Annotated in this window: 10 protein-coding genes; 6 read left to right on the top strand and 4 right to left on the bottom strand. The window is 70.9% G+C overall.

Going from position 1 to position 14,574, the window contains the following annotated elements; genetic code table 11:
* Positions 1-8: 8 nt before the first annotated feature.
* From J5X75_RS29505 to J5X75_RS29515, 3 genes are all read right to left on the bottom strand, one after another.
* Positions 9-1,010, bottom strand: coding sequence for a TAXI family TRAP transporter solute-binding subunit (locus tag J5X75_RS29505; protein WP_208470791.1), 1,002 nt, complete (start codon positions 1,008-1,010; stop codon positions 9-11).
* On the bottom strand, positions 1,007-3,019 hold the full coding sequence (locus tag J5X75_RS29510) for a TRAP transporter permease (protein ID WP_208470792.1): 2,013 nt from the start codon (positions 3,017-3,019) through the stop codon (positions 1,007-1,009). Before J5X75_RS29510 ends, J5X75_RS29505 begins: the two co-directional genes overlap by 4 nt.
* Before the next feature lie 68 nt (positions 3,020-3,087).
* Complete coding sequence (locus J5X75_RS29515) at positions 3,088-5,343, bottom strand: beta-galactosidase (protein ID WP_238489751.1); 2,256 nt, start codon at positions 5,341-5,343, stop codon at positions 3,088-3,090.
* 209 nt (positions 5,344-5,552) lie between these two features.
* Between J5X75_RS29515 and J5X75_RS29520 the strand changes: the two genes are divergently transcribed.
* The 6 genes from J5X75_RS29520 (at position 5,553) to J5X75_RS29545 (ending at position 12,032) form a co-directional block, all read left to right on the top strand.
* Positions 5,553-6,866: an ABC transporter substrate-binding protein gene (locus J5X75_RS29520; RefSeq protein ID WP_208470793.1), complete on the top strand. Its 1,314-nt coding sequence runs from the start codon at positions 5,553-5,555 to the stop codon at positions 6,864-6,866.
* Between the two features lie 58 nt (positions 6,867-6,924).
* Positions 6,925-7,845: a carbohydrate ABC transporter permease gene (locus J5X75_RS29525; protein WP_208470794.1), complete on the top strand. Its 921-nt coding sequence runs from the start codon at positions 6,925-6,927 to the stop codon at positions 7,843-7,845.
* A 1-nt stretch (position 7,846) separates the two neighbouring features.
* Positions 7,847-8,686, top strand: coding sequence for a carbohydrate ABC transporter permease (locus tag J5X75_RS29530; protein WP_208470795.1), 840 nt, complete (start codon positions 7,847-7,849; stop codon positions 8,684-8,686).
* Positions 8,687-8,700: 14 nt separating this feature from the next.
* Positions 8,701-9,717, top strand: coding sequence for a LacI family DNA-binding transcriptional regulator (locus J5X75_RS29535; RefSeq protein ID WP_307798332.1), 1,017 nt, complete (start codon positions 8,701-8,703; stop codon positions 9,715-9,717).
* 90 nt (positions 9,718-9,807) lie between these two features.
* Positions 9,808-10,905, top strand: coding sequence for a glycoside hydrolase family 53 protein (locus tag J5X75_RS29540; RefSeq protein ID WP_208470797.1), 1,098 nt, complete (start codon positions 9,808-9,810; stop codon positions 10,903-10,905).
* A gap of 23 nt (positions 10,906-10,928) precedes the next feature.
* Complete coding sequence (locus J5X75_RS29545; RefSeq protein WP_208470798.1) at positions 10,929-12,032, top strand: glycoside hydrolase family 53 protein; 1,104 nt, start codon at positions 10,929-10,931, stop codon at positions 12,030-12,032.
* Between the two features lie 316 nt (positions 12,033-12,348).
* Here J5X75_RS29545 and J5X75_RS29550 read toward each other — a convergent pair whose 3' ends face one another.
* Positions 12,349-14,547: an MMPL family transporter gene (locus J5X75_RS29550; protein WP_208470799.1), complete on the bottom strand. Its 2,199-nt coding sequence runs from the start codon at positions 14,545-14,547 to the stop codon at positions 12,349-12,351.
* Between the last annotated feature and the right edge of the window lie 27 nt (positions 14,548-14,574).

A 14,574-nucleotide genomic window follows, 5' to 3' on the forward strand; every position in this document is an offset into this window, starting at 1 on the left:
TCCGGTCGTTACTTCGGGGCGCCCAGGTCGTCGAGGGCCTTGGTGGCGCCGCGGTGGACGGTCACCGGGGCGGTCTGGCGGGCGGTCTCCAGCGTGATCTCCTTGGCCGCGGCGTTGGCCTGTTCGAGCTGGGTCTTGCGGTCGAAGAGGGTCCGGGTGAGCACGCAGGCCACGTCGGGGTCCAGGTCCTCACGGACGAGCAGGACGTTCGGGACCACGATGGTCTTCACGTCCGCCGCCGTCTTGTAGGTGGCCTGCGGGATGACGCCCTCCTGGTAGACCTCGTTGATCTTCCGCATCTCCGGGAGCAGCGGGGTGACGTCCAGGAACTCGACCTGGTCCGCGCTGGTGGTGAGCAGGTCGGTGATGCCCGGGGTGGGCAGGCCGCCGGACCAGAACAGGGCGTCGATGGTGCCGTCCTTCATGCCGTCGACGGTCTTGGTGAGGTCCAGCTTCTGCGCCTGTACGTCGGTGTCCGGCTGGAGCCCGGCCGCGGTCAGCAGCCGGTTGGCGATCACCTCGGTGCCGGACTTCGGGGAGCCGGTCGAGACCCGTTTGCCCTTCATCCCGGCGACGTCGGAGATCCCGGCCGCCTTGCGGACGATCACCTGCGTGTAGTTGCTGTGGATCCGGGACAGGGCGGCCACCTTCTGCTTCCCGGTGAAGCTGCCGGTGCCGTTCACCGCGTCGGCGGCGGTGTCGGCCAGGGAGAAGGCGACGTCGTACGTGCCGGCCACCAGCTGCTGGATGTTCTGCACCGACGCGCCGGTCTCGGCCGCGGTGGCCTGGAGTTCTCCGCCCACGGTGTTGATCTGTTCGGCGTACGCGTTGCCGAGGGCGAAGTAGACGCCCGTGGCGTTGCCCGTCGCGATGCCGATCCGGGTCGCGTCGGCCACCTCGCAGGTGACCGCGCCGCCGGTGTCGGTGCTCGCGGTGTCCTGCCGGCCGCCGCACGCCGCGGTGGCGACCGCGAGCATGCCGACCAGCACTGATCCCAGTATTCGTCTCATCCGTCTCCTCCGGGTGGGGTGGTGGTGCGAGGGCGAATCTCCACGGGGGGCCGGTGCCGGCGCTTCTCTAGGGCTGCGACTCCGGCGGCGGCCAGCAGCGCCGCCAGCCCGGCCACGATCGCCACCGGGTCCAGGTAGAGCAGCAGCAGCCCGGCGGCCGCGGCCAGCACCCGGGTCGCCGGGCCGGCCGGGCCGACGCCGGGCAGCCACGCGCCGGTCGCGACGGCCAGCCCGAACACCGCCAGCCCGGCCACCACCGTGGTCCAGAGGACGCCCGCCAGCGGCCCGCGGGCCAGCAGGTGCTCGCCGTTGGCGGTGAGCACGAAGGCGATCGGCGCGAGGAACGCCGGCAGCGCGTACTTCAGCGCCTGCCACATGGTCGCGATGGCGCGGCCGCCGGTGATTGCGCTCGCGCCGACGGCGGCCAGCGCGGTCGGCGGGGTCACCTCGGACAGCACCGAGTAGTAGAAGACGAACATGGCCGCCGCCGGGGCCGGTACGCCGAGGCCGAGCAGCGCCGGGCCGATGATCACCCAGCCGATGATGAAGCTGGCCGTCACCGGCACCGCGAGGCCCAGCAGGGCGAGCGCGACCGCGGCCAGCACCACGGTCAGGGCGAGCACCGCCTGCGGCTCGTCGGTGATCGCGCGGGCGCCGTTGACCAGCAGTGACGCCAGTTGGGCGCCGAGGCCGGTCTTGGTGGTGGTCGCGGTGATCACGCCGGCCGCGGCGCAGACCGCGACCACCGGCAGGACTCCGCGTACGCCCGCGGACAGCGCCGTGAAGATCCGGGGCGGGGTGAGCCGGTGCCGCCGGTCCAGGAAGGACAGTGCGCCGGCCAGGATCGTCGCGTACACCACCGAGCGGGTGGCGCTCACGTCCAGGGCCAGCAGCACCACGATGACGATCAGGGAGGAGAAGTGGTAGCCGAACCGGGTGAGCAGCCGCCAGGCGCTGGTGGGCGGGGCGTCGACGGCGCGGACCCCGTACCGGCGGACGTCGATCTCGACGGCGAGCAGGATGCCCAGGTAGTAGAGGACGGTCGGGATCGTCGCCCAGCCGAGGACGGTCAGGTAGGAGACGTTGAGGTACTCGGCGACGATGAACGCGGCCGCGCCCAGCGTCGGCGGCGACAGGATGGCGCCGACCCCGGCGGCCGCCAGCATGCCGCCGGCCTGCTCGGGTGGGTAGCCGGCGCGGCGCAGCATCGGCCAGGTGACGGCGCCGACGCTGACCGCGGTGGCGGTACCGGATCCGGAGACCGTGCCGAGCAGGAAGCCGGCGGCGACCGCGGTGCGCCCGGCCGCGGAGCGTGACCTACGGAAGGCGGCCACCGAGAGGTCGACGAAGAACCGGCTCGCCCCGGACAGGTCCAGCACCGCGCCGTAGATGGTGAACAGCACGATGTAGGTGGCCGCCACGTCCAGCGGGGTGCCGTAGAAGCCGCTGCCGGAGTTGTAGAGGGCGTCGACGATCTGCGCGAAGTCGAGTCCGGCGTGCGCGATCGGCCAGGTCTGCGGGAGCAGGCCGCCGTAGTAGCCGTACGCCAGAAAGGCCAGGCAGACCACCGGCAGCGCCCATCCGGTGGTGCGGCGGCAGGCCTCGATCACCAGGACCAGCAGGACGGCGCCGAAGACGATGTCGACCGGTTCGAGCAGCCCCTGGCGGTTCAGGAAGTCGTCGTAGCCGCCGGCGATCGGATACAGACAGACCACCAGCGCGGCGCCGGCCAGGATCCAGTCGGTCACCCCGGGCGTCTCCCGGCCTTTCCCCAGACCCGATTTGTACGCGAGGAAGACCAGCGGCAGGGTCCCGGCCAGAAAAATGATCAGGTAGTACTGGCTGCCCTGGGCGAGCGGGCGGAACACCTGCCAGAGGACGAGCAGCGCGACCGCGAACGCGACGACCGAGACGAACACCCCGGCCCGGCCGCTCAGCTCGCGGGCGGGCCGCTCCTCCTCGTCGTAGTGCACCGCCGGCGGGTCCACCGGAGATCGATCATCGCCCATGAAACGGACAGTACTATGTGACATCCCTTTCAGTAACGATCGTGACCCGATCAGGGAGCGCGGCCCGGTCAGAGGGTGACGGTGGAGACCGTGCGGGCGGTCACCTCGACCGTGTCGACGGCCAGCAGCTGGGTGTCGGTGGCGGCCAGCCGGGTGCGGGCCTCCTGCGGGACCGAGACCGGGGAGCCGGCGGCCAGGGGCAGCAGGTGGAGGGTGAGCTGGGCGCCGGCGCGGTAGCCGATGTCGGTGAGGTTGATCGTCCAGCCGGAGCCGTCCCAGTAGCGGTCGGTGACGGTCCGGCCGTCGACCCGCAGTTCGCCCACGTCGCCGGCCCAGATGACGCGCAGCAGCGGGTCGCGGGTGGGGTCGGCGGCGAAGCCGGGCAGGCGGAGGCGGTAGACGGCGGCCAGTTCGTCGAAGACGTCGGCGGACGGGGCGGACGGGCGGCCCTCGTGCTTGCCGTAGCTGACCGGGACGGTGGGGGCGGCCGGGCGCAGCCGCTCGACGGTGACGCGCTCGGTCACCGGGGTGCTGTCCTGGGGCACGTGGACCGGGCGGAAGGCACGAAGCGACGGGTCGTACACCCGTACGTCCGCGGTCTTGGCGGCCTTGACCGTCACCGTGCCGGAGGCGTCCCACTGGAGCTCGTCGTCGCTCAGGAGCAGGCGGCGGCCGCCGTCCTCGGGCACCCAGACCGATCCGGCCGCCTCGGCCGGGAGGACGAGGACGTCCGCGCCGCCGAGCCGCACCGGCGCGAAGCCGGGCGTGATGTCGTGAACGGTATCGGCCACGGCGATCTGGGGTTCGATGCCCGGGGCGGCGATCAGGACGAGCGTGGGCACGTCGCCGGGCAGCTGGGTGAGCGCCGAGGCGGTGGCCCAGGTGATCGTGGTGCCGCCGGCGGTGAGGTTCAGCGGCCAGCGGGCCAGGGTGCCGGGCGGGATGTCGATCGGCCGTTCCGGGAAGGCGAGCACGCCACGGTCCAGGTGGACCTGGAAACGGGCGCCGCGGTAGGCCGGCAGCGGGAAGTGCGGCTGGTGCCGGGACAGGAACAGGAAGCCGCTCTGCCCGTCGCTGCGCAGCGCCCACCGCAGGGTCTCGGAGTCCTCGACGTCGGCCGGCCGTACGTCCGGAAGGCTGGACGGCATCTCCGCGAGCACATGACCGAAAGCGGACAGGAAGGCGTGCTGGCGGCGCAGTTCGGCGTGGCTCGGGGCGAGTGTGCCGGCCTCCCCGATCGGCGCGTGGAAGTCGTAGCCGAGGCGGGCGATGTCGTTGGGGTAGCCGGTGGCGTGCGATTCGTGCAGGTCCGGGCCGGGGTTGGTGCCGCCGGCGTACATGTAGTAGCCCTGCCAGGCCGAGCCGTTGCCGATCTTGCAGTGGGCGATGGCCGCCACGTCGAGCGCCTCGGGCCGCGGCCGCCGGTGGTACGCGGTGGCCATGCCGCCGCCGAGCTCGCAGGTGGCGGGCGGGAACTCCTCGGACGGGGTGCGCGGGCCCCCGGTGGCGGCCGCGATCGCCTGGGCCCGGCGCACGTCGGCGCCGATGCCCGCGTCGTCCCAGACGTGGGAGAAGAAGTAGTGGTCGCGGAACGTCGGGTCCCAGGGCGCGCCGGCGTCCACCCAGAAGCCGTCGCCGTAGCCGCCGTAGAGCGGCAGCACCTCGGATTCCGGCAGGTCGGCGCCGCCCCAGGCGGTGGCGGTCCACAGCGGCACGGACATGCCGGCCTCGCGGGCCAGGCGCTTGAGGGTGACGAGGTGCCCCGGCTGGTCGTAGAGCTCGTTCTCCAGCTGGATCCCGATGATCCGGTCGAACCGGGGGCCGACGGCCGCCGCGATGGCCGCGAACCAGCCGGCGACCAGGTCGAGGTACGCCGGGTCGTCGGTGCGGTGCCGGACCGGGGCCCGCTGCACCCAGTCGGGGAAGCCGCCGTTGCGCGTCTCGCCGTGGCACCACGGACCGATCCGCAGGACCACGTCGAGTCCGGTCTCCACGGCCAGGTCGACGAACGCGCCGACGTCCAGGTTGCCGTCGAAGCGGGTCTCCCCCGGCGTGGGCGCGTGGTGCAGCCAGAAGACGTAGCTGGCCACCACGGTCACGCCGCCGGCCTTCATCTGGCGCAGCCGCTCGGCCCAGCGCTCGCGCGGGACCCGGCTGTAGTGCAGCTCGCCGGAGACCGGGATGACCGGCACGCCGTCGCGGCTCAGATACCGGTTGGTCAGCGAGATGCCGTCCCGTACGTCTTCGGAGTTGCTCATCCGCGCCCGGCGCAGCGGCGTCGCCCAGGGTTGGTGGCGAACGGTGAGCGGCTCGAGCCACGACATGGGATCAGCTCCTTGCGGGTTTGACTGTAACCGGTCACAGGCCGGCGAGCCCGAACGATACACAGGCGTAACGGGTGAGACGCAAGGGCTTGACACAACGCCGTAACAGCAGCACTGTAACCGGTCACAGGGGCCGCACCGAGCGAAACGCTTCCGGCGCGGCGCCGCCCCCGGCTTTCCGTTCCGGCCAAGCCGATCCAGGAGGATCAATGAAGTCGACATACGCCCCGCTCATGGCGGCCCTCACCGCCGCGGCTCTGTTTACCGGCACCGCCTGCTCCAGCTCCGGCTCCTCGTCCGAGGAGGCCACCGACCCGAACGAGAAGGTCTCGCTGACCTACTGGACCTGGGCGCCGAACATGGACAAGGTCGCCGCGGCGTGGAACGCGAAGAACCCGAACATCCAGGTCACGGTCAACAAGCAGGACGGCGGTGACCCGGCCGTCACCAAGCTGCTGACCGCGATCAAGGCCGGCTCCGGCGCGCCGGACGTCATGCAGGCCGAGTACCAGAAGATCCCCACGCTCGTCTCCGCCGACGCGCTCGCCGACATCTCCGCCGAGGCCGGCGCTCTGAAGGACAGGTTCCCGGCCGGCGCCTGGAACGGCGTGACCCTCGGCTCGGAGGCGGTCTACGGCGTGCCGCAGGACACCGGCCCGCTGATGTTCTTCTACCGCGCCGACGTCTTCGAGAAGAACGGCCTGTCGGCCCCGAAGACCTGGGACGAGTACGCGACCGCCGCCGAGAAGATCCACAAGGCGAACCCGAAGCAGTACCTGGGCACCTTCTCGGCCACCGACGCGGGCCTGTTCACCGGCCTCGCCCAGCAGGCCGGTGCCTCGTGGTGGGGCGTGCAGGGCGACGCCTGGTCGGTCGCCATCGACGAGCCGAAGACCCAGAAGGTCGCCGCCTACTGGGGTGGCCTCGTGGAGAAGGGCGTCATCGACAACAAGCCGATGTACACCCCGGAGTGGAACGCCGCGCTGAACGACGGCACCCAGGTCGGCTGGGTCAGCGCCGTGTGGGCGCCGGGCGTCCTGGAGGGCTCCGCGAAGGACACCAAGGGCAAGTGGAAGGCCGCCCCGATGCCGCAGTGGGACGCCGCCGCCCCGGCGACCGGCGCGTGGGGCGGTTCGGCCACCAGCGTGACCACCCAGTCCAAGCACAAGAAGCAGGCCGCGGCGTTCGTGTCCTGGCTGAACAGCGACCCGGAGGCGGTCAAGCTGCTCGCCACCGAGGCCAGCGTCTACCCGGCCGCCAACGACGCCGCCGGCGCCCTGACCAGCCCGCCGGCGTTCTTCGCCGACCAGGCCGACTACTACGCCATCGCCGCCGAGGCCGCGAAGCAGATGAGCCCGTTCACCTACGGCCCGAACGTGAACGTCGCCTACAGCGCCTTCAACGACGCCTTCGGCAAGGCCGCCGAGGCGAAGAAGGCGACCGCCTTCACCGAGTCGCTGACGACCATGCAGAAGACCACGGTCGACGACTTGAAGAACGCCGGGTTCACCGTCGCCGGATGAGATCGCCTCCGGGCGGGTCACCGCCCGCCCGGAGCGTTCGGAAAGGACACATGCGGCGATGACCACCTCCGCCCCAGCCCGGCGAACCGGCACCCCGTACGCCTTCCTCGCCCCCGCCCTGATCCTGTTCGCCGCGTTCCTCGCCGCGCCCATCGTCTACGCCGCCTACCTGAGCTTCCGCAAGGTCAAGGTGAGCGGTCTCGGACTGGGCGCCAGGTCACGGACCGAGATCTGGGCCGGGCTGGACAACTACACCCGGTCGCTGACCGATCCCGACTTCCTGCCGAGCGTCGGGCGCATCGCGCTGTACGGCCTGATCGTGGTCCCCACCATGCTCGGCCTGGCCCTGCTCTTCGCGTTGCTGCTGGACGCGAACCGGACGCGCGAGTCGGTCGGCAAGTTCGCCCGGATCTCGATCTTCCTGCCGTACGCGGTCCCGGCCGTCGTCGGCTCGCTGCTCTGGGGCTTCCTCTACCTGCCCCGGGTCAGCCCGATCACCGACGTGTTCGAGGCGGTCGGCATCACCGCCCCCGAGTTGCTGTCCCGTGATCTGACGCTCTGGGCGGTGGCCAACATCGCGGTCTGGGGCGGCACCGGCTTCAACATGATCGTCATCTACACCGCGCTGCGGGCCGTCCCGGTCAGCCTGTACGAGTCGGCCCGGATCGACGGCGCCTCCGAGGTCGCGATCGCCTGGCGCATCAAGATCCCGATCGTCACGCCGTCGCTGATCATGACGTTCGTCTTCTCGCTCATCGCCACGTTGCAGGTCTTCGCCGAGCCGATGACCCTGCGGCCGCTGGCCAACACGATCTCGACGACGTGGACGCCGCTGATGAAGGTCTACCGGGACGCGTTCACCCGCAACGACCTCTACGCGGCCGCCGCCACCTCGGTGATCATCGCGCTCGCCACGTTCATCCTGTCCTTCGGCTTCCTGAAGCTCGTCGGGCGCCGGGCCTTCAACCAGGAGGACTGAGATGCCTTTCAAGAAGGGCCGCAGTAAAACAGCTACCGTCCTCCTCCTGCTGGGCGCCGCCTACTGCCTGCTCCCCGTGCTCTGGGTGCTGATCGCCTCGTCGAAGAGCGCCGGCGAACTGTTCTCCACGTTCACGCTCGCCCCGAGCACCCACCTGTTCGACAACCTGGCCGATCTCAGCGGCTACCGGGACGGCCTCTACTGGCGGTGGATGGCCAACACCGCCCTGTACGCCGGGGTCGGCGCGGCCGCGTCCACGCTGATCTCGGCGATGGCCGGATTCGCCCTCGCCAAGTTCGAGTTCCCCGGCAAGAGCGCGATCTTCAACCTGATCCTGGCCGGCGTCCTGGTGCCCGGCGTCCTGCTCGCCATCCCGCAGTACCTGCTGCTGGCCAAGGTGGGGATGACGAACACCTACTGGGCGGTGCTGCTGCCCAGCTTCATCAGCCCGTACGGCATCTATCTGGCCCGGATCTTCGCGGCCGCGTCGGTGCCCACCGAGATCCTGGAGGCGTCCCGCATCGACGGCGCCGGCGACTGGCGCACCTTCGCCACGGTGGTGCTGCCGATGATGCGGACCGGCCTGGTGACCGTCTTCCTCTTCCAGTTCGTGGCGGTGTGGAACAACTTCATGCTGCCGTACATCATGCTCGGCGACGACAAGCTCTACCCGATCACGGTCGGCCTGAACGGTCTGCTCAACCAGGGCGCCAACCAGCCGGCCATGTACACGTCGGTGGTGACCGGCGCGCTCGTCTCGATCATCCCCCTGATCGCCCTGTTCCTCACGTTGCAGCGCTACTGGCAGGTCGACCTGGCCGCCGGCGGCGTGAAGGCCTAGCTATGATCCCGAAGGTGTCGCGCAAACGCCCCACCATCCGCGACGTCGCGGCCGAGGCAGGGGTGTCCTACGCGACGGTCTCCCGGGTGCTCAACGGCCGGGACTGGGTCAGCCCCGAGGCCGTCCGCGCGGTCCGTGACGCCATCTCCCGTACCGGCTACACCGCCAACCCGCACGCCCGGTCGCTGGCCACCGGGAAGTCCGGCTCGATCGCGTTCCTGCTCACCGAGCCGCAGCACCTGCTCTTCGAGGACCCGAACTTCTCGGTGCTGCTGCGCGGGGTGGCCCAGGCGCTCTCCGACCGGGAGCTGACACTGATCCTGATGATCGCGTCGACCCCGGTGGAGCGCAGCCGGGCCGTCGCCTACCTGTCCGGCGGCCACGTCGACGGGGTGCTGCTGGTGTCGCCGCACTCCGGCGACCCGCTGCTGCGGCAGCTGGTCGAGGCCGAGGTACCGATCGTGGCCTGCGGTCAGGTGCTCGGCTTCGAGGACCGGATCAGCTCGGTGTCGGCCGACGACTGGGGCGGCGGCCGGTCGGCCGTGGAGCACCTGCTCGCCCAGGGCTGCCGGCGGATCGCCACGATCACCGGGCCGCAGGACACCTTCGGCGGCGTGTTCCGGCTGCGCGGCTACACCGACGCGCTCGCCGCGGCCGGGATCACGGTCGATCCGGCGTACATCGTGCACGGCGACTGGAGCCGGGAGAGCGGCGCGGCCGGCATGCGCACGCTGCTCGACCGGGTGCCCGAGGTGGACGCGGTGTTCGCCGCCTCGGACGCGATGGCCGCGGCCGCCCTTCCGGTGCTGCGGGAGGCCGGGCGCGAGGTGCCCGGCGACGTACGGGTGGTCGGGTTCGACGACTCCGGGCTGGCGGCCACCACCGAGCCGCCGCTCACCACCGTCCGGCATCCGCTGGAACGGATCAGTGAAGAGATGGTCCGGCTGCTCACCGATGTGATCGCCGGGCGCACCCCGCTCTCCATCACCGTGCCCACCAGCCTGGTCGTGCGGGGCAGCTCCCCCGCCTAGAGACCGGCCGGCCTCGATACACCCCCTTGATCGAGGCCGGTCTTGCACAAAAACAGCCCCTTTTGTCACGGAAGACCAAAAAGGAGCGTCATGAAACCATTCATCGCGGTCGCCGCCTTCCTCGCGGTGGCCCTCATCCCCGCACCCGCCGCCGCGCACGACGGCGACGCGTGGCGCATGCGCGGCGCCGACGTGTCGACACTCCAGCGCTCGCTGGAACTCGGCCAGCGGTTCTACGACGTACGGGGGCGCCGCGGCAACCCGTACGACATCCTGAAGCAGGCCGGCGCCAACTATGTCCGGCTGCGCATCTGGAACGATCCGGCCAGCGGCTACTCCAACAAGGCCAAGGTGCTCGAGCAGGCCCGGGCGGCCAAGGCCCGCGGCATGAAGCTGCTGATCGACTTCCACTACTCGGACACCTGGGCCGACCCGGGCAAGCAGTACACCCCCGCCGCCTGGGTGGGGCACGACCTCGACCAGCTCCGGGAGGACGTCTACGACTACACGTACGACGTCTGCACCAGCTTGAAGAAGCAGGGCACCACCCCGGACAGCGTGCAGATCGGCAACGAGATCAACGTCGGCATGCTGTGGCCGGCCGGTTACGTGGACAACAGCGACTTCGGGCCGCTGTCCCAGCTGCTCAACGCCGGGTACGACGCCACCAAGGCGTGCAGCAGGCGCACCGAGGTCCTGGTGCACACCGCGCTGGCCGGGAACATCGGCGCGGCGCACTGGTTCTACGACGGCATCACGGCCGCCGGCGCCAAGTGGGACGTCACGGCGCTGTCCTACTACTGCATGTGGCACGGGACGCTGGACAACCTGGCCACGGTCGTCGGCGACGTCACCGACCGGTACGGCAAGCCCGTCGTGATCGCGGAGACGGCGTACCCGTACACCACCGAGAACCACGACCACCTCGAGAACATCATCACCTCCAGCGCACCCTGCGACGGCATCCCCGCCACACGTGAGGGTCAGGCGCGAGAGTTCGCCGCGGTGCAGAGCACCGCCCGGGCGGCCGGCGCGATCGGCGTCTTCTACTGGGAACCCACCTGGACCGGCATCGACGGCAACGGCTGGGACACCGAGGACATCGAGAACTCCGGCAACGCCTGGGAGAACATGGCGACCTTCGACGACAGCGGACGCATCAACCCCTATGTCCGCTGGCTCCGGTAAATCCCCGTTTTAAGGAGCGCACCATGAAACCGTCCCTCCGAGCCGCCGTCACGGCCGCGGTCCTCGCGGTCTCGGTGGTTCTCGCACCCGCCCCCGCACAGGCCGCCTCCCTCACCATGCTCGGCGCCGACGTGTCGTCGCTGCAGCGCACGCTCGACCTCGGCGGCAAGTACTACAACGCCTCGGGTGTCGCGGCCAACCCCTACGACATCCTCAAGACGGCCGGCGTCAACTACGCCCGGCTGCGCGTCTGGAACAACCCGGCCAGCGGTTACAACAACAAGGCCAAGGTGCTCCAGCAGGCCGCGGCGATCAAGGCCAAGGGCCTGAAGCTGATGGTCGACTTCCACTACTCCGACACGTGGGCCGACCCGGGCAAGCAGTATCCGCCGGCGGCCTGGGCGTCCTACTCGCTCACCCAGTTGCAGACGGCCGTCTACAACTACACCTACGACGTCTGCACCAGCCTCAAGTCGGCCGGGCTCACCCCGGACAGCGTGCAGATCGGCAACGAGATCAACGTCGGCATGCTGTGGCCCAAGGGTCAGGTCGTGAACAGCAACTTCGCCCCGCTGGCGTCGCTGCTCAAGCAGGGCTACAACGCGACGAAGGCCTGCAACAGCGGCACCCAGGTGATCATCCACACCGCGGACGCGGACAGCATGACCAACATGCGCTGGTTCTACGACGGCATCAAGGCGGCCGGCGTGACCTGGGACATCACCGGCCTGTCGTACTACTGCATGTGGCACGGCACGCTCGCCAACCTGTACAACGTGATCGTCGACGCCCGGACCCGTTACGGCAAGCCGGTCGTGATCGTCGAGACGGCGTACCAGTTCACCACGGCCGACGCCGACAGCGAGAAGAACTCCATCCCCGGCACCGTGCTCTGCGACGGCATCCCGGCCACCTCGGCGGGCCAGGCCCAGCAGTTCACCTGGGTGCAGAACACCGCCCGCAACGCCGGCGCCATCGGCGTCTTCTACTGGGAACCCACCTGGTACGCCATCAAGGGCAACGGCTGGGACCCGGCGAACATCAACGGCACCGGCGACGGCTGGGACAACATGGCCACCTTCGACTGGTCCGGCAAGGTGAACCCGTACATCAAGTGGTCCGCCTGACGTCCCCCACCCTCCGCGGCCGGGTCCGGATCCCCACCGGACCACTGACGGTCGCACCCCAAGCGACCCGGCCCGGATCCCCACCGGACCACTGACGGTCGCACCCACAGCGGCCCGGTCCGGCTTCCTGCCGGGCCGGGCTCGCTGCCTTTCCCGGTACGGGCTACCCGAACCCGCCGTACCAGACCCGCGACCGATCGCCACTCCCGGCCGTGCCGCGCCCGCCGGGCGTGAGTGGGTGGTCCAGCCGGCTCTCAGGGCTGTTTCGAAGCGAGTGGGACAGCCCTGGGAGCCGGCTGATGGGATGTGGGAGCGGTCAGACGGAGGTCACGGCCGGCTCGGAGTGGGACGGGAGCGGGTCGACCGACGGCGGGCGGCGCTCCAGGGCGGCGCCCTCCACGTCCAGCTCCGGCAGCCACCGCAGCCAGGCCGGGAGCCACCAGGCGGACCGGCCGAGCAGGGCGAGCGCCGCCGGTACCGCGATCATGCGGACGATGAAGGCGTCGAAGGCGATGCCCACGGCCAGGGCGAAGGCGATCGGCTTGATGGTGTCGTTGCCCTCGGGGACGAAGGCGGCGAAGACCGCGAACATGATGGTCGCGGCGGCGATCACGACCGGGGCGGCCTGCCGGAAGCCGGTCACGATGGCGTCGCGGGGCGCCGCGCCGTGTGCGTGCGCCTCATGCATGCGCGAGACCAGGAAGACCTGGTAGTCCATGGCCAGGCCGAACAGGATGCCCACGATGATGATCGGGGCGAGGCTCAGGATCGGGCCGGTGGAGCCGGCGTTGACCGCGTCGGCGGCCCAGCCCCACTGGAAGACCGCGACCGTCGCGCCGAACGCGGCGCCGATGGTGAGCAGGAAGCCGAGGACGCCGACGACCGGCACCAGCAGGGAGCGGAAGACCAGCACCAGCAGCACGAACGCCAGGCCGACGACGAGCGCCAGGTAGACCGGCAGGGCGTCGTTGAGCTTCTGCGACACGTCGATGCTGACCGCCGTGTTGCCGGTGACGTAGACGTCGGCGCCCTCGTCACCGGCGACCGAGTCACGGATCTGGTGCACCAGGTCGACGGTCCGGTCGTCCTCCGGCCCGGTGGCCGGGATGATCGTGAGGAGGGCCGCCGAGCCGTCCTTGTCGGGTTGCGGGGGCAGCACCAGGGTGCCCTGCGGCAGCACCTCGGTGAGCTGTTTCTGCACGCGCGGCGCGACCTGCGCCGAGGCGGGGCCGTCGATCAGCACCAGCAGCGGGCTGCTGACGCCGGGGCCGAACCGGCTGTCGATGATCGCCTGGGCGCGGGCCTGGGTGGTGCCCTCGGCGGCGCGCTGGGCCAGCGTCGTCTTCATCTCCAGGAACGGGACGGCGATGACCGTGAGGGCGGCGACCGCCACGATCAGGCTGAGCCAGCGGTGCCGGGTGACCAGGTTCGCCCAGCCGGAGATGAAACCGCGCCCGGCCGGGACCCCGCCGTCGTCGTCGAGCGGGACGTCACGCAGCTTGCGGGGCAGCGCGCGCCGGCCGATGAAGCCGAGGATGGCCGGGACCAGGGTGATCGCGACCAGCACGGCGATCACGATGGTGGCGGCCGCGGCGATGCCCATCTCGGAGAGGAACGGGATGCCGACGACGGAGAGGCCGGCCAGGGCGATGACCACGGTGAGGCCGGCGGTGACGACGGCCGCGCCCGCGGTGCCGACGGCCATCGCGGCGGCGGCCTCCACGGACAGGCCGCGGCGCAGCTCGTGCCGGAACCGGGTGACGATGAACAGCGCGTAGTCGATGCCGACCGCGAGGCCGAGCATGACGGCGAGGATCGGGGTGGTCGACTGCAACTCGGTGAACCCGGTGAGGGTGACGAGGCCGGCCGCGCCGATGCCGACGCCGACGATCGCGGTCAGCAGGTTCATCCCGGCGGCGACCAGCGAGCGGTAGGTGAGGGCCAGCACGATGAGGGCCACCACGACACCGAGGATCTCCGAGGCCCCGCCGATGTCGGCCGGGTTGCTGAGCGCCTCGCCGCGGGCCTCGACGGTGAGCCCACCGGTCCGGGCCCGCTGGAGCGCCGCGGTGACGGCCTCGCGCTGCTCGTCGGTGACCTCGGACGGCTGCACCGGGTAGCGGACCGAACTGTACGCGGCCACCCGGTCCCGGGAGACGGCCGGCGCCTTGGGGTCGAGCGGGTTGGACGCGCCCGCCGCGCCGGGCAGCTCGCCGAGGAGGGCGACGATCCGGGCCACCTCGGCGGCGTTCGCCGGGTCGGTGATCCGCTGGCCGGCCGGGGCCTCCATCACCACCTGCACGGTGGCTCCGGCGGACGCCTCACCGAACCTCTCCTTCATCAGCGCGAGCGCGGTGGTCGACTCCTGGCCGGGAATGCTGAACGTGTTGGCCGTGGCGCCGGAGAGCGTGCCCGCTCCCACGCCGACGGCGACCAGCGCCACGAGCCAGGCGACGGTGACGAGTATCCGGTGCCGTACTGACGCCAGCCCGAGCCGGTGCAGCAGCGTTGCCATGAGGGGTTCCTTTTTCCGTGGGGCTTT

Source organism: Actinoplanes flavus, from assembly GCF_017592555.1.
Classification (GTDB): Bacteria; Actinomycetota; Actinomycetes; order Mycobacteriales; family Micromonosporaceae; genus Actinoplanes; species Actinoplanes flavus.